Genomic DNA, 18,106 nt, shown 5'->3' on the forward strand with positions numbered 1-18,106 from the left:
AACAGCGAGGATCAAGCCGGCTGAGCGGCACCAAATGCACCTTGGCGCAGCAACAGCACCACCAAACCCAAGGCCCCGACCGCCATCAGCAACGGCAGCGCGTGCCCGCTGATCCATTGGCTGCCGGCGCCGGCCACCAGCGGACCGATCAGGCAGCCGATTCCCCATAACTGCGCGATGTGGGCATTGGCACGCACCAGCGCATCGTCACGATAACGCTCGCCGATCAGAATCAGCGACAACGTGAACAACCCGCCAGCACTGGCGCCGAACAGCACCCATAGTGGCCAGATGAGCAGCGTGTGCATCAGCAATGGAATCGCCAGGCTCGATGCCAGCAACAGCAGTGCGCAACTCAAAAACAGCGTGCGTCGTGACAGATAATCCGCCAGCGCACCGATGGGCAGTTGCAGCAGGGCGTCACCGACCACCACCGTGCTGACCATCGCCAAGGCAATTTCGGCAGTGAACCCCTGTTGCAGGCAATACACCGGCAGCAGCGTCAGGATCATCGCCTCAAACGCGGCGAACAGCGCCACCGCCCAGGCAATCGCCGGCAGGCTCAGGCAGAAGCGCCACAAATCCGCGAAGGTCACGCTGAACGATTCGGCACTGGGCGCACCGGAGCGACCCAGCAATGCCAGCGGAGCCACCACCAGCAGGCCAACGCCGACCCAGAAACCATAGTCATGGCCGGTACCGATCACGCCCAGCAGCAACGGCCCCGAGAGCTGGCTCAAGGCATAACTGCAGCCATACAGCGCCACCAGCCGGCCACGCCACTGCTCCACCACCAACTGGTTGATCCAGCTTTCACCAAGGATAAACACGATGGTCAGGATCACCCCGATCATCAGGCGCAGCACCAGCCATATCGGGTAGCTGGGCAGAATGGCCAGCAAACCGATGGACACCGCACCGGCCCAAAGGCACAGACGCATGAGGTTCGCGGTGCCGAGCCAGGCGGCCAGGCGGCTGGAGACCTTGGCGCCAAGCAATACGCCAAAGGCCGGCATGGCGGCCATTACGCCAATAGCGAAACTGCCGTAGCCCCAGCCCTCAAGGCGCAGGGAGACCAGAGGCATGCTGACACCCAGGGCCAGGCCGACACTGAGCACCGAGGCCAGGACGGCGAAATAGGTCGCCCAACGCATTGCCACGCTCCTGTGGATAATCATGGGTTCACACAAAACAGTGTGGGAGGGGGCTTGCTCCCGATTGCGGTGGATCATTGAGCACTGTTAGTGCCTGACACACTGCTATCGGGGGCAAGCCCCCTCCCACATTTGCCTGCGGTGTTGCTTACAGCTTGATCCAGGTCGCCTTCAGCTCGGTGTACTTGTCGAACGCATGCAGCGACTTGTCGCGACCATTACCCGACTGCTTGAAGCCGCCAAACGGTGCGGTCATGTCGCCGCCATCGTATTGGTTGACCCACACGCTACCGGCGCGCAGGGCCTTGGCGGTGAGGTGCGCCTTGGAAATGTCCGATGTCCACACCGCAGCGGCGAGGCCGTATTGGGTGTCGTTGGCGATCTTGATCGCTTCTTCGGCACCGTCAAAGGTGATCACCGACAGCACCGGGCCGAAGATCTCTTCCTGGGCGATTCTCATGGCGTTGGTCACACCGTCGAAAATCGTCGGCTCGACGTAGGTGCCGCCCGTCTCTTCCAGGATGCGCTTGCCACCCGCCACCAACTTGGCGCCGTCGGCGTGCCCCGCTTCGATATACGAGAGCACGGTGTTCATCTGCTGGGTGTCCACCAGCGCACCAACGGTGGTCGCCGGATCCAGCGGGTTGCCGGGTTTCCAGCCTTTGAGGGCCTCAATCACCAGCGGCAGGAAGGTGTCCTTGATCGAACGCTCCACCAGCAGGCGCGAGCCGGCCGTGCAGACTTCGCCCTGGTTGAAGGCGATGGCGCTGGCAGCGGATTTGGCGGCAGCCTGCAGGTTCGGAGCATCGGCGAACACGATGTTTGGGCTCTTGCCGCCGGCTTCCAGCCAGACGCGCTTCATGTTCGATTCGCCGGAGCGGATCAACAGTTGCTTGGCGATCTTGGTCGAACCGGTGAACACCAGTGTGTCGACGTCCATGTGCAGCGCCAGCGCATTGCCGACGGTGTGGCCGTAGCCCGGCAGCACGTTGAACACGCCTTTCGGAATACCGGCCTCAACAGCCAGGGCCGCGATGCGAATGGCGGTGAGTGGGGATTTTTCGGACGGTTTGAGGATCACCGAGTTACCGGTGGACAGCGCCGGGCCGAGCTTCCAGCAGGCCATCATCAGCGGGAAGTTCCACGGCACGATGGCCCCCACAACGCCGACCGGCTCGCGGGTCACCAGACCCAACTGATCATGCGGGGTGGCAGCGACTTCGTCGTAGATCTTGTCGATTGCCTCACCGCTCCAGCTCAGGGCATTTGCCGCGCCGGGTACGTCAATGTTCAGGGAATCGCTGATCGGCTTGCCCATGTCCAGGGTTTCGAGCAGCGCCAGCTCTTCGGCATTGGCCTTGAGCAGCGCGGCGAAACGGATCATGGTGGCTTTGCGTTTGGCCGGCGCCAGGCGCGACCACACACCGGAATTGAAGGTGGCGCGGGCGTTTTCTACGGCGCGCTGGGCATCGGCGGCGTCACAACTGGCCACGCTGGCCAGCAGGCGACCATCGACCGGGCTGATGCATTCGAAGGTGTCACCGGAAACAGCAGCGGTGTATTCGCCATTGATGTAGGCGCGGCCTTCGATTTTCAGATCCTTGGCACGTTGTTCCCAGTCGGCACGGGTCAGGGTGGTCATGCGAGTGTCCTCCTCTTATTGAATATAAGGGCCAGGCGATGTCCCCCGGCAGCCTCAAAGAATGCTTGCCCGCCAGCCAGCCAGCTGTTCGGCTCAAAGGCAGCTGCCACCCTAAACCAGCGGCCGGGGATGTTTCAATATATTTGACATAACGCCGGTAAACGCCCTTGCGATGTTCATTTTAATAAACATAGACTTTGGGCTCTCCAACCCCAGGCCAGACGGGACACGCACATGAGCATCCAGGACATCGTCGACTTCAGCCAAGCCAACACCGCCCCAGACCGCTACCGCCCTGCCGCCGAAAAAATCCTCAAGGGCGATCCCGAACAAACGGTGTACAACCATTACAACAGCCCGTGCGGCCAGATGAACGCCGGGGTCTGGGAAGGTGAAGTTGGGCAATGGAAGGTCAACTATACCGAGCATGAGTATTGCGAGATCGTGCAGGGCGTCTCTGTATTGCGCGACACCGAGGGCAATGCGAAGACCTTGCGTGCTGGCGACCGTTTTGTAATCCCCGCCGGCTTCAACGGCACCTGGGAAGTGCTGGAGCCGTGCCGTAAGATCTACGTGGTGTTCGAGCAGAAAGCCTGATCAGTAAATCCGGCGCAAAAAAAAGCCCGTATCGTGAGATACGGGCTTTTTCACAAGGAGGAAAATCAATTACTTGATTTTGCCTTCTTTGTAGATCACGTGCTTGCGAACGCGCGGGTCGAACATTTTCTTTTCGAGCTTGTCCGGGGTAGTACGCTTGTTCTTGTCGGTAGTGTAGAAGTGACCAGTACCGGCGCTAGAGATCATTCGAATCAATTCACGCATGATAGAGCTCCTTAGATCTTGCCAGCGGCGCGGATTTCGGCCAGCACGACAGTGATGCCACGCTTGTCGATAATACGCATGCCTTTGGCAGATACACGCAGGCGAACAAAACGTTTCTCTTCTTCAACCCAGAAGCGGTGATGCTGCAGGTTCGGCAGGAAACGACGACGGGTTTTGTTATTTGCGTGGGAAATGTTATTCCCAGTCACCGGACCCTTACCGGTAACTTGACAGACTCTCGACATGCCTCAGCCCTCTAAAACCACATGCCCAACCCGGCATGGGTTGGCCGCTTAATCTCTCAGTCATTTGGCGCCAGGCGCCGCGTTTCTTTAGGGTCTTACCGGCTACACCTACAAGCGAAGGAACCGGGCCCCTAGAAAAGAGCGCTGCTTTATACCAGAAAGACCCATGTGCAACAACAGCCCGTGTATTTTTACCGGCGTAAATCTCGGCGACAGACGTCCGAACCGTTGCCAGGAGGGGCCGCTGTAACAGCCGACCGCTCGTCGCACAGATTGATTTACAGCGCTCGCGCACGCAGTTAAGCGCACGGCGAAACGCGCTGAGGCACCATCAAAACAGCATTTAGGGCAAAAGCACAGGCAAAAATGGGCTAGTCATTTATCAATCAGACCACTACGGTAGGACTTTTCCAGACTGCACTCGCAGATGGGCCTTCGATCTGCAAAGGAAACCGAACATGCGCCTCGCTGCCCTACCGCTATTGCTAGCCCCTCTATTTATCGCGCCGCTGGCCTCTGCCGCCAGCAACTTGAGCGTCTGCACCGAGGCCAGCCCCGAAGGGTTCGATGTGGTGCAATACAACTCGCTGACCACCACCAACGCCTCGGCAGACGTGCTGATGAACCGCCTGGTGGACTACGACGCGGCCAGCGGCAAACTGGTGCCAAGCCTGGCGGACAGTTGGGACGTCTCGCCGGATGGCCTGACCTATACCTTCAAACTGCACCCGGACGTGAAATTCCATCGCACCGAGTATTTCACCCCAAGCCGCACCCTGACCGCCGAAGACGTGCGCTTCAGCTTTGAACGCATGCTCGACCCGGCCAACCCTTGGCACAAGATCGCTCAGAGCGGCTTCCCCCACGCCCAGTCCCTGCAATTGCCAATACTGGTCAAGAAGATCGATGCCCTCGACCCGCTGACCGTGCGCTTTACCCTCGATCACGCCGACTCCACCTTCCTTGCGGCCCTGAGCATGGGCTTCGCCTCGATCTACCCGGCGGAATACGCCGACAAACTGCTCAAGGCCGGCACGCCGGAGAAGCTCAACAGCCAGCCGATCGGCACCGGGCCGTTCATCTTCAGCCGTTTCCAGAAAGATGCCGTGGTGCGCTACAAGGCCAACCCGGACTACTTCGCCGGCAAACCGGCTGTGGATAACTTGATCTTCGCCATTACCCCGGACGCGAACGTGCGCCTGCAGAAACTGCACCGCAACGAATGCCAGATCGCCCTGTCGCCCAAGCCCCTGGATGTGGGCGAGGCTGAAAAGGACCCCGCACTCAAGGTAGAAAAAACCGCAGCATTCATGACCGCATTCGTGGCCATCAACAGCCAGCACCCTCCACTGGACAAGCCCGAGGTGCGCCAGGCCATTAACCTCGCCTTCGACAAGGGCAGCTACCTCAAGGCCGTGTTCGAAGGCACCGCCGAAGCGGCCAACGGCCCTTACCCGCCCAATACCTGGAGCTACGCCAAGGACTTGCCGGGTTATCCACAGGACCTCGCCAAGGCCAAGGCCTTGCTGGACCGCGCCGGCCTCAAGGACGGCTTCAAGACCACCCTCTGGACGCGCCCCACCGGCAGTCTGCTGAACCCTAACCCGAACCTCGGCGCACAACTGCTGCAGGCGGACCTGGCCAAGATTGGCATCCAGGCCGAGATCCGCGTGATCGAATGGGGCGAGCTGATTCGCCGGGCGAAAGCGGGTGAACACGACCTGCTGTTCATGGGCTGGGCCGGCGACAACGGCGACCCGGATAACTTCCTGACCCCGCAGTTTTCCTGTGCGGCGGTTAAATCCGGCACCAACTTCGCCCGCTACTGTGATCCGGCGCTGGACAAGCTGATCAGCGCCGGCAAGACCACCAGCGAACAAGGCGTACGCAGCAAGCTGTATCAGCAGGCCCAGGCGCAGATCCAACAGCAGGCGCTGTGGTTGCCGCTGGCGCACCCGACGGCGTTCGCCCTGGCGCGCAAGAACGTCGAGGGCTATCAGGTGAGCCCGTTCGGGCGCCAGGACTTCTCGAAGGTCAGCGTCAAGCCCTGAGAACCAGTCCCGCCCCCCAGGGGGCGGGCTTACATCCAGCCATACTCCGCCATCGACAACGGATCACCGTCCCCCACGATGATGTGATCCAGTACCCGCACATCCACCACTTCCAGGGCCTTTTGCAGCAGCTTGGTCAATTTTCGATCAGCCGCGCTGGGCTCCGCGATCCCTGAAGGATGGTTGTGACACAAAATCAACGCCGCTGCGTTATAGGCTAGGGCGCGCTTGACCACTTGCCGGGGGTAGACCACGGCTGTGTCGATGGTCCCTTCGGACAACGCCTCGAACCCCAGCACACGGTGCTTTGAATCAAGAAACAGACAGCCGAAGATCTCGTGAGGCTCATGACGCAACAACGCCTTGAGGTAGTCGCGCACCGCCACCGGGTTTTCCAGCACCGAATCGCTGCGCAGGCGTTCGGCCAGATGGCGCCTGGACATTTCCAGCACCGCCTGCAACTGCGCGAACTTCGCCGGCCCCAAGCCCAATTGCTGGCTGAAAAGCGCCTGGCTGGCTTCCAGCAGCGGGCGCAAACCGCCAAATTGCGCCAGCAGATGGCGCGCCAGGTCCACCGCGCTCCTGCCGGTTACCCCGGTGCGTAGGAAGATCGCCAGCAATTCAGCATCGGACAGACTCGCCGCGCCCCACTCCAAAAGCTTCTCTCGCGGCCGCTCTGCCGCCGGCCAATCACGAATACTCATCCCACCTCCCTGTGCATGTGCGCCGCTGTTGCGGGGCGGACGCTGTGTTATCGTAGGCCCTCTTTTTTGCGTGCGATTTCACCTGGGGAGGGGGCATCGCAGGCGTCACTGAACTGGCTTCACTGAACTGGAAAGGCAAACCAATGCAGCGTCTGTATCGGAAACGCATCGTTCTCGGCGTCGGCGGCGGCATTGCCGCCTACAAGAGCGCAGAGCTGGTCCGCAGGCTTCTCGACCAGGGCGCCGAAGTGCGCGTGATCATGACCCGCGGCGGCAGTGAGTTCATTACCCCGCTGACCATGCAGGCCTTGTCCGGACACCCGGTTCACCTGGACCTGCTGGACCCGGCAGCCGAAGCCGCCATGGGTCATATCGAACTGGCCAAGTGGGCCGACCTGGTGCTGATCGCTCCTGCCACCGCCGACCTGATCGCGCGCCTGGCGCAGGGCATTGCCGATGACCTGCTGACCACCTTGGTACTGGCCACCGACGCCACCGTCGCCATCGCCCCGGCCATGAACCAGGCCATGTGGCGTGACCCTGCGACCCAGGCCAACACCCAACTCCTGCAAAGCCGTGGCCTCAAGGTGTTCGGCCCGGCCTCCGGCAGCCAGGCCTGCGGTGACGTCGGCATGGGCCGCATGCTCGAAGCCACCGACCTGGCACTGTGCGCCGCCGAGTGCTTCCAGCACCTGGCCCTGACCGGCAGGCACGTGCTGATTACGGCAGGCCCAACCCAGGAAAACATCGACCCGGTGCGCTACATCACCAACCATAGTTCAGGAAAAATGGGCTTTGCCTTGGCCGAAGCAGCGGTCGAGGCAGGCGCACGCGTGACCCTGATCACCGGTCCGGTGCACTTGCCGACCCCCGATCGCGTCACGCGAATCGACGTAGTCAGCGCTCGGGACATGCTGGCCGCCTGTGAGGCCGCCATCCCCTGTGACCTGTTTATCGCTTCGGCAGCGGTTGCAGACTACCGCCCGGAAGTCGTCGCCCCGCAAAAGCTCAAGAAAGACCCCACAAGCGGTGACGGCCTGCTCCTGCAAATGGTGCGCAACCCGGATATCCTGGCCACCATCGCCACGCGTCCGGACCGCCCGTTCAGTGTCGGCTTTGCCGCCGAGACCGAGCACCTGCTGGACTACGCCGCACGCAAACTGAAAGACAAAAACCTCGACCTGATCGTTGCCAATGATGTCGCCAACCCGAGCATCGGCTTCAACAGCGAGGAAAACGCCTGCAGCGTGATCGACCGCGAGCTGCACGCCACTCTTTTCGCCCAGACCAGCAAAGGCAAGATTGCCCGCCAACTGATCTCTTTTATCGCCCAACGGCTGAACCAGGTTTAATTTCCATGCACGCTTTGCAAGCCAAGATCCTCGACCCCCGCATCGGCACCGAATTCCCGCTGCCGGCCTACGCCACCCCAGGCTCCGCCGGCCTGGACCTGCGTGCGATGCTCAAGCAAGACACCGTCCTTGAACCGGGCCAGACCCTCCTGATCCCCACCGGACTGTCGATCTACGTCGGCGACCCAGGCCTGGCGGCGCTGATCCTGCCGCGCTCCGGCCTGGGCCACAAACACGGCATCGTGCTGGGCAACCTGGTGGGCCTGATCGATTCGGACTACCAAGGCGAGTTGATGGTGTCGTGCTGGAACCGTGGCCAGACGGCGTTCAACATCGTTGTCGGCGAGCGCATTGCCCAGCTTGTACTGGTGCCGGTGGTGCAGGCGCACTTCGAACTGGTGCAGGATTTCGACGAAACCCAACGCGGCGCAGGCGGTTTTGGGCATTCCGGCAGTCACTGACTAAGCTGAGCCTGGCCGGGCGCTTTTGTCCGGCTCGACGCCCCCCGCAAGGCTTTTCAGGATGAAGAATGCGCGGACTTTATCAGCGAGATTTCCCCATTGAAATCAACGCATTACGCAGAAAAAAAGACAGGAGCCAAGCTCCGATGGCACTTTTGCACCACGAACTCTCTGCCGAAAACACCGTCATACCCTTCAGTTTGAGCCTGCCGGTCAGCCACATTAAGGCCAGCCTTGCCCCCTTGAGATGGAGTTTCCCCCCGCGATGAGTACCGCAGCCCGAGTAGCCCCGACATTCCCCGACAGCATCTTTCGCGCCTATGACATTCGTGGCGTAGTACCCAAGACCCTGACCGCCGAAACCGCCTACTGGATTGGCCGCGCCATTGGTTCCCAGAGCCTGGCCCAGGACGAGCCGAACGTTTCGGTCGGTCGTGACGGTCGCCTGTCCGGTCCGGAACTGGTGGAACAACTGATCCAGGGCCTGGCCGACAGCGGCTGCCATGTCAGCGATGTGGGCCTGGTGCCCACCCCCGCGCTGTACTACGCCGCCAATGTACTGGCCGGCAAATCCGGGGTGATGCTGACCGGCAGCCATAACCCGTCGGACTATAACGGCTTCAAAATCGTCATCGCCGGCGACACCCTGGCCAACGAGCAGATCCAGGCCCTGCACACCCGCCTGAAGACCAACGACCTGACGAGCGGCAAAGGCAGCATCACCAAAGTTGACATCCTGCAGCGCTACTCTGACGAAATCACCCGCGACGTCAAACTCGCACGCCGCCTCAAAGTGGTGGTGGACTGCGGCAACGGCGCGGCCGGCGTGATCGCCCCGCAGCTGCTCGAAGCCCTGAACTGCGAAGTGATCCCGCTGTTCTGCGAGGTCGACGGCAACTTCCCCAACCACCACCCGGACCCGGGCAAGCCAGAAAACCTGGTGGACCTGATCGCCAAGGTCAAGGAAACCGGCGCTGACGTCGGCCTGGCCTTCGACGGTGACGGCGACCGTGTGGGCGTGGTGACCGAAACCGGCGAAATCGTATTCCCGGACCGCCTGCTGATGCTGTTTGCCCGCGATGTGGTGGCGCGCAACCCGGGTGCCGAGATCATTTTCGACGTGAAGTGCACCCGCCGCCTCACCCCGCTGATCAAGGAATATGGCGGCCGTCCGCTAATGTGGAAGACCGGTCACTCGTTGATCAAAAAGAAAATGAAGGAAACCGGCGCGCTGTTGGCCGGCGAAATGAGCGGCCACGTGTTCTTCAAGGAGCGCTGGTTCGGATTTGACGACGGTATTTACAGCGCCGCCCGTCTGCTGGAAATCCTCAGCAAGGAAAAATCCACCGCGGAAGAGCTGTTTCAGACCTTCCCGAATGATATTTCTACGCCAGAGATCAATATCCATGTGACCGAAGAGAGCAAATTCAGCATCATTGACGCACTGCACGATGCGCAATGGGGTGAAGGCGCCAACCTGACCTCCATTGATGGTGTGCGAGTCGATTACGCCAAAGGCTGGGGCCTGGTTCGCGCGTCCAACACCACACCGGTGCTGGTGCTGCGTTTCGAGGCGGATACCGAGGCTGAGTTGCAGCGCATCAAGGACGTGTTCCACGCCCAGTTGAAACGTGTTGCCCCTGATCTCCAATTACCGTTCTGATTTTAACCGGAGCCCTGAATGACCCTCGAACGCGAAGCCGCTGCCAACACCGCCAAGGTCCTGTCCGAAGCGTTGCCTTACATTCGACGCTACGTCGGCAAGACGCTGGTGATCAAGTACGGCGGCAATGCCATGGAAAGCGACGAGCTGAAAACCGGCTTTGCCCGCGACATCGTGTTGATGAAAGCCGTGGGGATAAACCCCGTGGTGGTCCACGGCGGCGGCCCGCAAATCGGCGACCTGCTCAAGCGCTTGTCGATCGAGAGTCACTTCATCGATGGCATGCGCGTCACTGACGCGCAGACCATGGACGTGGTGGAGATGGTCCTCGGCGGCCAGGTGAACAAAGACATCGTCAACCTGATCAACCGTCACGGCGGCAGCGCCATTGGCCTGACCGGCAAGGACGCCGAGCTGATCCGTGCGAAAAAACTGACCGTTACCCGTCAGACGCCGGAAATGACCCAACCGGAAATCATCGACATCGGCCAGGTGGGCGAAGTGATCGGCATCAACACTGACCTGCTGAACCTGCTGGTCAAGGGTGACTTCATCCCAGTGATCGCGCCGATCGGCGTGGGTGCCAACGGCGAGTCCTACAACATCAACGCCGATCTGGTGGCGGGTAAAGTGGCCGAAGCGCTGAAAGCTGAAAAGCTGATGCTGCTGACCAACATTGCTGGCCTGATGGACAAGCAAGGCAAGGTGCTGACCGGCTTGACCACTCAACAAGTGGACGAGCTGATCGCCGACGGCACCATCTACGGTGGCATGCTGCCGAAGATCCGTTGCGCACTGGAAGCAGTGCAAGGCGGCGTCGGCAGCTCGCTGATCCTGGATGGCCGTGTGCCGAATGCGATCCTGCTGGAAATTTTCACCGATACCGGTGTGGGCACGCTGATCAGTAATCGCAAGCGCCCTTAAAGCACTAAAAAGCCCCACCCCTTGTAGGAGCGAGCTTGCTCGCTCCTACAAGGGGTGGGGCTTTTTTATGGTTCAGCGGTTACTGAACGCCGAACTGCTCGCGATACGCCTTAACTGCCGGCAAGTGCTGCTTGAGCTGCGGATCATCCTCCAGGAACTGCAACACCTGGTTCAACGACACGATGCTTACCACTGGAATACCGAAATCACGCTCCACTTCCTGGATCGCCGACAACTCACCGTTGCCTCGCTCCTGGCGGTTCAGTGCGATCAATACACCGGCGGCCTTGGCGCCGTCCTGGGACGCAATGATCTGCATAACTTCACGGATAGCCGTACCGGCCGTGATCACGTCATCGATGATCAATACATCGCCGGTAAGCGGCGCGCCCACCAGGCTACCGCCTTCGCCATGAGCCTTGGCTTCCTTGCGGTTGAAGCACCATGGCAGATCGCGCCCATGATGTTCCGCCAGGGCCACGGCTGTTGCAGCTGCCAGGGGGATACCCTTGTAGGCCGGGCCAAACAGCACGTCGAAGGAAATACCGCTTTCAACAATGGCTGCCGCGTAGAAACGACCCAACTGAGCCAGGGCCGACCCCGAGTTGAACAAGCCTGCATTGAAGAAGTACGGGCTGGTGCGCCCGGACTTGAGGGTGAACTCACCGAAGCGCAAAACCCCGCGATCGATGGCAAAACGAATGAAATCGCGTTGATACGCCTGCATGAAAAAAGCCTCAGATACCACGGATTTAGCTAATTAGGTAGACGGCGTGTATCATACACGCACGCGATTTTTGGGGCCATTTATGCGGATCATCAGTGTGAACGTTAATGGTATTCAGGCTGCAGTCGAGCGTGGTTTGCTCAGTTGGCTGCAAGCTCAGAATGCCGACGTCATCTGCCTGCAGGACACCCGCGCCTCCGCCTTTGAACTGGACGACCCAGCCTTCCAACTGGATGGCTACTTCCTTTATGCCTGCGATGCCGAAGTGCCCACCCAAGGTGGCGTGGCTTTGTACTCGCGGTTGCAACCCAAGGCGGTCATCAGCGGCCTCGGCTTCGAGACAGCCGACCGCTACGGGCGCTACCTGCAAGCCGATTTCGACAAGGTCAGCATCGCGACCTTGCTGCTTCCTTCGGGGCAGAACGGCGATGAAGACTTGAACCAAAAGTTCAAGCTAATGGACGATTTCGCCCGTTACCTGGATAAACAGCGACGCAAACGTCGCGAGTACATTTATTGTGGCTCGCTGTACGTGGCGCAACAGAAGCTGGATATCAAGAACTGGCGCGACAGCCAGCAATCCCCAGGTTTCCTGGCGCCGGAACGGGCCTGGATGGACGAGATTGTCGGCAACATGGGCTATGTGGATGCCCTGCGCGAAGTCAGCCGCGAAGGCGACCAGTACAGCTGGTGGCCAGACAATGAACAGGCTGAGATGCTCAACCTGGGCTGGCGCTTCGACTACCAGTTGCTGACCCCTGGTCTGCGCCGGTTCGTACGCAGTGCACGTTTGCCGCGCCAGCCGCGCTTCTCGCAGCACGCGCCGCTGATCGTGGACTACGACTGGACACTGACCATCTAAGGTCTTTATCCAGGCACAAAAAAACCGACATCGCTGTCGGTTTTTTTGTGGGTGTTCATTATTTGACCAGGCGCCAGGTCCACGGGTAGCGATAGGCAGTGCCGTTGTTGGCCTTGATGCCACCGATGATCGTCAGCACCAGCGCTGCCACCACCAGGATCAACATCAGCAGAAAGCCGATCACCACGAACCCCAGCACCATGCAGACCAGCCAGGCGATGGCCACCGTGATCTGGAAATTCAGGGCTTCCTTGCCCTGATCATCGATAAGCGGGTCCATATCCTTCTTGATCTGCCATACGATCAGCGGCCCCAACAGGCTGCCGAAGGGGAATACCAACCCCAGGAACGCCGCGAAGTGACACAACATCGCCCACTGGCGAACTTCCTTGGTCGGTGCCGGAACCGGCAATTGACTGTCACTCATGGCGCTTCTCCTTGAAGCCGGCTTAGTCAGCCAGTGCGGCGTTCTGCAGTTCGAAGATCTCAGTCATGCCTTTCTGGGCGAGGGCCAGCATGGCGTTCAGCTCGGCCGGCTGGAATGGCGCACCTTCGGCGGTGCCCTGCACTTCGATGAAACCACCGGTGCTGGTCATCACTACGTTCAGGTCGGTCTCGGCAGCCGAGTCTTCCAGGTAGTCCAGGTCCAGCACCGGCTCGCCCTGGTACATGCCCACCGATACGGCGGCGATCATCTGCTTCAGCGGGTCGCCGCCTTTCAGGCCGCCACGCTTCTTGATGACTTTAAGCGCGTCAACCAGCGCCACCATGGCGCCGGTGATGGACGCAGTACGCGTACCGCCATCGGCCTGGATCACGTCGCAGTCGACGTAGAGGGTCACGTCGCCCAGCTTGGTCATATCCAGGGCCGCGCGCAGGGAACGTCCGATCAGGCGCTGGATTTCCAGGGTGCGGCCGCCTTGCTTGCCACGGCTGGCTTCACGCTGGTTACGTTCGCCGGTGGCGCGCGGCAGCATGCCGTATTCGGCGGTCAACCAACCCTGGCCCTGGCCTTTAAGGAAACGCGGCACGCCATTTTCAACGCTGACGGTGCAGATAACCTTGGTATCGCCAAACTCGACCAGTACGGATCCCTCGGCGTGTTTGGTGTAGTTGCGGGTGATGCGGATCGAGCGGAGCTGATCGGCAGCGCGACCACTTGGACGTTTCATAGGGGATACCTGTACAGAGGACGAAAAACTGCCGAGCATTATAGAGCCGCGAGTCGATTCGGGGCACTGCTAAAAATCTGGTTACGAATGGTCAGCCTATCGCCCATTGCTTGGGCGCACTCGCCCCACTGCGCTACAATCCCGCGCCTTCGCAGCCTGTCGGCTTCAATTTACCCATCAGCCCGCTTTCGCGGGACTGCATCGCGAGGTACCTCCATGGTGCACAGCATGACCGCCTTCGCCCGCGTCGAAAAAGCCGGCGCCCAAGGCACCCTGAGCTGGGAGCTGCGCTCGGTCAACAGCCGCTACCTGGAGCCGCACCTGCGCCTGCCGGAATCCTTCCGTGACCTCGAAGGCGCCGTGCGTGAGGCACTGCGCCAGGGTATCTCCCGCGGCAAGCTGGAATGCACCCTGCGTTTTACCGAAGAAACCACCGGCAAGCCGCTGCAGGTGGATCGCGAACGCGCTGCGCAACTGGTCGCTGCCGCCGAAACCATCGCCGGCCTGATCAAGCAACCCGCTGCGCTGAACCCTCTGGAAGTGCTGGCCTGGCCCGGCGTTCTGGTGGCTGACGCCACCGATCCGCAAGCCCTCAATGCCGAAGCCCTCGCCCTGTTCACCCAGGGCCTGAAGGAACTTAAGGCCGGCCGCGAGCGCGAAGGCGCCGAACTGGCCCGCCTGATCAACGAGCGCCTGACCTCGATCGAGGAAGACGTGGTGATCCTGCGCGAGCTGGTGCCGCAGATGCTTGCAACCCAGCGCCAGAAGGTCCTCGACCGCTTCACCGACATGAAGGCCGACCTCGACCCTGTGCGCCTGGAACAGGAAATGGTCCTGCTGGCACAAAAGAGCGACGTCGCCGAAGAGCTCGACCGCCTGAGCACCCACATTCTTGAAGTGCGCCGCGTACTCAAGTCCGGCGGCGCCGCCGGTCGGCGCCTGGACTTCCTGATGCAGGAACTCAACCGCGAAGCCAATACACTGGGCTCCAAGGCTTTCGATCCGCGCAGCACCACGGCTGCGGTCAACCTCAAGGTGTTGATCGAGCAGATGCGCGAACAAGTACAGAATATTGAGTAAGGCAACCTCCATGACCCACAGCACCGGTACCCTTTACATCATTTCCGCCCCTTCGGGCGCGGGCAAAAGCAGCCTGGTCAAGGCGCTGACCGACACCAACGATCAGATCCGTATTTCGGTGTCCCACACCACCCGCGCCATGCGCCCGGGCGAGGTGAACGGCGTGCACTATCACTTCGTCGAGCGCACTGAGTTCGTGAAGATGATCGAACACGGTGACTTCCTGGAGCGCGCCGAGGTGTTCGGCAACCTCTACGGCACCTCGCAAAGCCACCTGCAGCAGACCCTGGACGAAGGCCACGACCTGATCCTGGAAATCGACTGGCAGGGCGCCGAGCAAGTGCGCCAGCTGATGCCCAAGGCGCGCTCGATCTTCATCCTGCCGCCATCGCTCGAAGCCTTGCACCAGCGCCTGACCAACCGTGGCCAGGACAGCGACGAGATCATCGAAGGCCGCATGCGGGAAGCTGTCAGCGAAATGAGCCACTATGTCGACTACGACTACCTGATCATTAACGACGATTTTTCCCACGCGCTGGATGACCTGAAGGCGATTTTCCGCGCCAATCAGCTCCAGCAGAAGCGTCAACAGCAGCGTTTCGGCAAATTACTCGCCGAATTGCTCGGCTGATTGGCCCTTCCCAAAACCGCTGCAAGGGCTTTACATTGGCGCTTGCAGCGGTTTTGCGAGGGCCTGCGAAAAATCAGCGCTTCCCTAAACGCTGGTGATTTTTTAAACTGCTCAGTCCGCTCGCCCAACCGGGCAGCGCGCATCTTGCATTCGCTCCGAGGAATATCATGGCCCGCGTAACCGTTGAAGACTGCCTAGACCACGTGGCAAACCGCTTTGAGCTGGTCATGCTCTCTACCAAGCGTGCCCGTCAACTGGCCACTGGCGGCAAAGAGCCCCTGGTCCAGTGGGAAAACGACAAGCCTACCGTTGTAGCCCTGCGTGAAATCGCTGAAGGCCTGATGAGCTACGAGTTCATCGCCAACGCTGAAATCGTTGAAGACGAACCGCTGTTTGCAGCGTTCGAGGACGAGTCCAACGAGGCCGTCTAAGCCTATGCCTGGTCGACGTAGCACGGCGCGGGGTCACAGCCTTCGGCAGGAGTTCACACTTTGCCGAGCATAGACGCCCTCGCCGATCGCTTATCGACCTACCTCGGCCCCGACCAGGTCAACCTGGTCCGCCGAGCGTATTTCTACGCCGAACAAGCCCACGACGGCCAACGCCGCCGAAGCGGTGAGGCGTACGTCACCCATCCTCTTGCGGTGGCAAATATTCTCGCCGACATGCACATGGACCATCAGAGCCTGATGGCCGCGATGCTGCATGACGTGATCGAAGACACCGGTATTGCCAAGGAAGCGCTCAGTGCGCAATTTGGCGAAACCGTGGCCGAACTGGTCGACGGGGTCAGCAAACTGACCCAGATGAACTTCGAGACCAAGGCCGAAGCCCAGGCGGAAAACTTCCAGAAAATGGCCATGGCCATGGCCCGGGACATCCGGGTGATCCTGGTAAAGCTGGCCGACCGGCTGCACAACATGCGTACGCTGGAAGTGCTGTCCGGCGAAAAACGCCGGCGCATCGCCAAGGAAACCCTGGAAATCTACGCGCCCATCGCCAACCGGCTGGGCATGCACGCCATTCGTATCGAGTTCGAAGACCTCGGCTTCAAGGCCATGCACCCGATGCGCTCGGCGCGTATCTACCAGGCGGTCAAGCGCGCCCGGGGCAATCGCAAGGAAATCGTCAACAAGATCGAAGAATCCCTGAGCCATTGCCTGGCGATCGACGAGATCGAGGGCGAGGTCAGCGGCCGGCAAAAACACATCTACGGCATCTACAAGAAGATGCGCGGCAAGCGCCGGGCCTTCAACGAGATCATGGACGTGTACGCGTTCCGCATCATCGTGGACAAGGTCGATACCTGCTACCGCGTGCTGGGCGCTGTACATAATCTGTACAAACCCCTGCCGGGGCGCTTCAAGGACTACATTGCCATCCCCAAGGCCAACGGCTATCAATCGCTGCATACCACGCTGTTCGGTATGCACGGGGTGCCGATCGAGATCCAGATCCGCACCCGCGAAATGGAAGAGATGGCCAACAACGGCATCGCCGCCCATTGGCTGTACAAATCCAGCGGCGACGAGCAACCCAAAGGCACCCATGCCCGTGCCCGCCAGTGGGTCAAGGGCGTGCTGGAAATGCAGCAACGTGCCGGCAACTCCCTGGAATTTATCGAAAGCGTGAAGATCGACCTGTTCCCGGACGAGGTCTACGTGTTCACGCCCAAAGGCCGGATCATGGAGCTGCCCAAAGGCTCCACCGCGGTCGACTTTGCCTACGCGGTGCACACCGACGTCGGCAACAGTTGCATTGCCTGCCGGATCAACCGTCGTCTCGCGCCGCTGTCCGAACCGCTGCAAAGCGGCTCCACGGTCGAGATCGTCAGTGCACCCGGCGCGCGCCCGAACCCGGCGTGGCTGAACTTCGTAGTTACCGGCAAGGCGCGCACACACATCCGCCACGCGCTGAAACTGCAGCGCCGCTCCGAGTCCATCAGCCTCGGCGAGCGCCTGCTGAACAAAGTACTCAACGGCTTCGACAGTGCCTTGGACAAGATTCCGCAGGAGCGCGTGCAAGCGATGCTCCACGAGTACCGCCAGGAAACCATCGAAGACCTGCTGGAAGATATCGGCCTGGGCAACCGCATGGCCTATGTGGTCGCCCGCCGTCTGCTGGGTGAAGGCGAACAACTGCCAAGCCCGGAAGGCCCGCTGGCGATTCGCGGCACCGAGGGCCTGGTGCTCAGCTACGCCAAATGCTGCACGCCGATCCCTGGCGACCCGATTGTCGGCCACCTGTCGGCTGGCAAGGGCATGGTCGTTCACCTCGACAACTGCCGCAACATCACCGAAATCCGTCACAACCCGGAAAAATGCATCCAGCTCTCGTGGGCCAAGGATGTCACCGGCGAATTCAACGTCGAGCTGCGCGTTGAGCTGGAACACCAGCGCGGTCTGATCGCCCTGCTGGCCAGCAGCGTCAACGCGGCCGACGGCAATATCGAGAAAATCAGCATGGACGAGCGCGATGGTCGCATCAGCGTGGTCCAGCTGGTGGTCAGCGTGCATGACCGCGTGCACCTGGCCCGCGTGATCAAGAAACTGCGCGCCTTGACCGGTGTGATCCGCATTACCCGCATGCGTGCGTAGCCCATCCATTACAAGGAGT

18 protein-coding genes and 1 pseudogene are annotated in these 18,106 nt (G+C 60.7%); 11 read left to right on the top strand and 8 right to left on the bottom strand.

Annotation, left to right across the window (positions count from 1 at the left end; all coding sequences use genetic code 11):
* Positions 1-11: 11 nt before the first annotated feature.
* Together M2397_RS19045 and M2397_RS19050 are read right to left on the bottom strand one after the other, a co-directional pair.
* Positions 12-1,154: an MFS transporter gene (locus tag M2397_RS19045; RefSeq protein WP_259244243.1), complete on the bottom strand. Its 1,143-nt coding sequence runs from the start codon at positions 1,152-1,154 to the stop codon at positions 12-14.
* A 148-nt stretch (positions 1,155-1,302) separates the two neighbouring features.
* Positions 1,303-2,796 (bottom strand): aldehyde dehydrogenase, encoded by a 1,494-nt coding sequence (locus M2397_RS19050; protein WP_167655932.1) that lies wholly within the window; start codon positions 2,794-2,796, stop codon positions 1,303-1,305.
* 234 nt (positions 2,797-3,030) lie between these two features.
* Between M2397_RS19050 and M2397_RS19055 the strand changes: the two genes are divergently transcribed.
* Complete coding sequence (locus M2397_RS19055) at positions 3,031-3,393, top strand: cupin domain-containing protein (protein WP_259244244.1); 363 nt, start codon at positions 3,031-3,033, stop codon at positions 3,391-3,393.
* A 69-nt stretch (positions 3,394-3,462) separates the two neighbouring features.
* Here M2397_RS19055 and rpmG read toward each other — a convergent pair whose 3' ends face one another.
* Positions 3,463-3,618: a 50S ribosomal protein L33 gene (gene rpmG, locus M2397_RS19060; RefSeq protein WP_003176906.1), complete on the bottom strand. Its 156-nt coding sequence runs from the start codon at positions 3,616-3,618 to the stop codon at positions 3,463-3,465.
* Positions 3,619-3,629: 11 nt separating this feature from the next.
* Complete coding sequence (rpmB, locus tag M2397_RS19065; protein ID WP_003176907.1) at positions 3,630-3,863, bottom strand: 50S ribosomal protein L28; 234 nt, start codon at positions 3,861-3,863, stop codon at positions 3,630-3,632.
* 458 nt (positions 3,864-4,321) lie between these two features.
* Here rpmB and M2397_RS19070 point away from each other — a divergent pair, with 458 nt between their 5' ends.
* Positions 4,322-5,914 (top strand): ABC transporter substrate-binding protein, encoded by a 1,593-nt coding sequence (locus M2397_RS19070; protein ID WP_131697642.1) that lies wholly within the window; start codon positions 4,322-4,324, stop codon positions 5,912-5,914.
* A 29-nt stretch (positions 5,915-5,943) separates the two neighbouring features.
* Here the strand turns inward: M2397_RS19070 and radC are convergent, their stop codons facing one another.
* Positions 5,944-6,618, bottom strand: coding sequence for a DNA repair protein RadC (gene radC / locus M2397_RS19075; protein WP_131697643.1), 675 nt, complete (start codon positions 6,616-6,618; stop codon positions 5,944-5,946).
* A gap of 143 nt (positions 6,619-6,761) precedes the next feature.
* Between radC and coaBC the strand changes: the two genes are divergently transcribed.
* From coaBC to argB, 4 genes and pseudogenes are all read left to right on the top strand, one after another.
* The gene (gene coaBC / locus M2397_RS19080; RefSeq protein ID WP_259244245.1) at positions 6,762-7,970 is read left to right on the top strand and encodes a bifunctional phosphopantothenoylcysteine decarboxylase/phosphopantothenate--cysteine ligase CoaBC; all 1,209 of its coding nucleotides are present in this window, start codon (positions 6,762-6,764) and stop codon (positions 7,968-7,970) included.
* Between the two features lie 5 nt (positions 7,971-7,975).
* Positions 7,976-8,431 (top strand): dUTP diphosphatase, encoded by a 456-nt coding sequence (gene dut / locus M2397_RS19085; protein ID WP_053127661.1) that lies wholly within the window; start codon positions 7,976-7,978, stop codon positions 8,429-8,431.
* Between the two features lie 241 nt (positions 8,432-8,672).
* A pseudogene (locus tag M2397_RS19090) lies at positions 8,673-10,094 on the top strand (phosphomannomutase/phosphoglucomutase); the annotation flags it as partial.
* Positions 10,095-10,112: 18 nt separating this feature from the next.
* Positions 10,113-11,018: an acetylglutamate kinase gene (gene argB / locus M2397_RS19095; RefSeq protein ID WP_017846055.1), complete on the top strand. Its 906-nt coding sequence runs from the start codon at positions 10,113-10,115 to the stop codon at positions 11,016-11,018.
* Positions 11,019-11,097: 79 nt separating this feature from the next.
* Here the strand turns inward: argB and pyrE are convergent, their stop codons facing one another.
* Complete coding sequence (gene pyrE, locus M2397_RS19100; RefSeq protein WP_027608288.1) at positions 11,098-11,745, bottom strand: orotate phosphoribosyltransferase; 648 nt, start codon at positions 11,743-11,745, stop codon at positions 11,098-11,100.
* An 82-nt stretch (positions 11,746-11,827) separates the two neighbouring features.
* Between pyrE and M2397_RS19105 the strand changes: the two genes are divergently transcribed.
* On the top strand, positions 11,828-12,607 hold the full coding sequence (locus M2397_RS19105; RefSeq protein WP_003195493.1) for an exodeoxyribonuclease III: 780 nt from the start codon (positions 11,828-11,830) through the stop codon (positions 12,605-12,607).
* Positions 12,608-12,665: 58 nt separating this feature from the next.
* On the opposite strand, the gene M2397_RS19110 is transcribed toward M2397_RS19105, so the two are convergent.
* A complete protein-coding gene (locus M2397_RS19110) occupies positions 12,666-13,034 on the bottom strand; it encodes a DUF4870 domain-containing protein (RefSeq protein ID WP_131697647.1) in 369 nt (122 codons plus the stop codon).
* Between the two features lie 22 nt (positions 13,035-13,056).
* Positions 13,057-13,779, bottom strand: coding sequence for a ribonuclease PH (gene rph, locus M2397_RS19115; protein WP_124411079.1), 723 nt, complete (start codon positions 13,777-13,779; stop codon positions 13,057-13,059).
* Positions 13,780-13,995: 216 nt separating this feature from the next.
* Here rph and M2397_RS19120 point away from each other — a divergent pair, with 216 nt between their 5' ends.
* The 4 genes from M2397_RS19120 to spoT all read left to right on the top strand — a co-directional run bounded on the left by M2397_RS19120 (position 13,996) and on the right by spoT (position 18,087).
* Positions 13,996-14,859, top strand: coding sequence for a YicC/YloC family endoribonuclease (locus M2397_RS19120; protein WP_131697648.1), 864 nt, complete (start codon positions 13,996-13,998; stop codon positions 14,857-14,859).
* Positions 14,860-14,869: 10 nt separating this feature from the next.
* Positions 14,870-15,490 carry a guanylate kinase gene (gmk, locus tag M2397_RS19125; RefSeq protein WP_131697649.1) on the top strand — a complete coding sequence of 207 codons (621 nt, stop codon included), beginning with the start codon at positions 14,870-14,872 and terminating at the stop codon, positions 15,488-15,490.
* 167 nt (positions 15,491-15,657) lie between these two features.
* Positions 15,658-15,921, top strand: a complete 264-nt coding sequence (gene rpoZ, locus M2397_RS19130) for a DNA-directed RNA polymerase subunit omega (protein WP_017735757.1) — start codon at positions 15,658-15,660, stop codon at positions 15,919-15,921.
* A 60-nt stretch (positions 15,922-15,981) separates the two neighbouring features.
* Positions 15,982-18,087 carry a bifunctional GTP diphosphokinase/guanosine-3',5'-bis pyrophosphate 3'-pyrophosphohydrolase gene (gene spoT / locus M2397_RS19135; protein WP_015886535.1) on the top strand — a complete coding sequence of 702 codons (2,106 nt, stop codon included), beginning with the start codon at positions 15,982-15,984 and terminating at the stop codon, positions 18,085-18,087.
* Positions 18,088-18,106 lie beyond the last annotated feature (19 nt).

It is taken from the genome of Pseudomonas sp. BIGb0381 (genome assembly GCF_024809815.1).
Taxonomy (GTDB): domain Bacteria; phylum Pseudomonadota; class Gammaproteobacteria; order Pseudomonadales; family Pseudomonadaceae; genus Aquipseudomonas.

Excerpts from the sequence above, each read along its gene's own strand:
- M2397_RS19045 (WP_259244243.1), bottom strand. The coding sequence starts at position 1,154 with ATGCGTTGGGCGACCTATTTCGCCGTCCTGGCCTCGGTGCTCAGTGTC.
- M2397_RS19050 (WP_167655932.1), bottom strand. The coding sequence starts at position 2,796 with ATGACCACCCTGACCCGTGCCGACTGGGAACAACGTGCCAAGGATCTG.
- M2397_RS19055 (WP_259244244.1), top strand. The coding sequence starts at position 3,031 with ATGAGCATCCAGGACATCGTCGACTTCAGCCAAGCCAACACCGCCCCA.
- rpmG (WP_003176906.1), bottom strand. The coding sequence starts at position 3,618 with ATGCGTGAATTGATTCGAATGATCTCTAGCGCCGGTACTGGTCACTTC.
- rpmB (WP_003176907.1), bottom strand. The coding sequence starts at position 3,863 with ATGTCGAGAGTCTGTCAAGTTACCGGTAAGGGTCCGGTGACTGGGAAT.
- M2397_RS19070 (WP_131697642.1), top strand. The coding sequence starts at position 4,322 with ATGCGCCTCGCTGCCCTACCGCTATTGCTAGCCCCTCTATTTATCGCG.
- radC (WP_131697643.1), bottom strand. The coding sequence starts at position 6,618 with ATGAGTATTCGTGATTGGCCGGCGGCAGAGCGGCCGCGAGAGAAGCTT.
- coaBC (WP_259244245.1), top strand. The coding sequence starts at position 6,762 with ATGCAGCGTCTGTATCGGAAACGCATCGTTCTCGGCGTCGGCGGCGGC.
- dut (WP_053127661.1), top strand. The coding sequence starts at position 7,976 with ATGCACGCTTTGCAAGCCAAGATCCTCGACCCCCGCATCGGCACCGAA.
- argB (WP_017846055.1), top strand. The coding sequence starts at position 10,113 with ATGACCCTCGAACGCGAAGCCGCTGCCAACACCGCCAAGGTCCTGTCC.
- pyrE (WP_027608288.1), bottom strand. The coding sequence starts at position 11,745 with ATGCAGGCGTATCAACGCGATTTCATTCGTTTTGCCATCGATCGCGGG.
- M2397_RS19105 (WP_003195493.1), top strand. The coding sequence starts at position 11,828 with ATGCGGATCATCAGTGTGAACGTTAATGGTATTCAGGCTGCAGTCGAG.
- M2397_RS19110 (WP_131697647.1), bottom strand. The coding sequence starts at position 13,034 with ATGAGTGACAGTCAATTGCCGGTTCCGGCACCGACCAAGGAAGTTCGC.
- rph (WP_124411079.1), bottom strand. The coding sequence starts at position 13,779 with ATGAAACGTCCAAGTGGTCGCGCTGCCGATCAGCTCCGCTCGATCCGC.
- M2397_RS19120 (WP_131697648.1), top strand. The coding sequence starts at position 13,996 with ATGGTGCACAGCATGACCGCCTTCGCCCGCGTCGAAAAAGCCGGCGCC.
- gmk (WP_131697649.1), top strand. The coding sequence starts at position 14,870 with ATGACCCACAGCACCGGTACCCTTTACATCATTTCCGCCCCTTCGGGC.
- rpoZ (WP_017735757.1), top strand. The coding sequence starts at position 15,658 with ATGGCCCGCGTAACCGTTGAAGACTGCCTAGACCACGTGGCAAACCGC.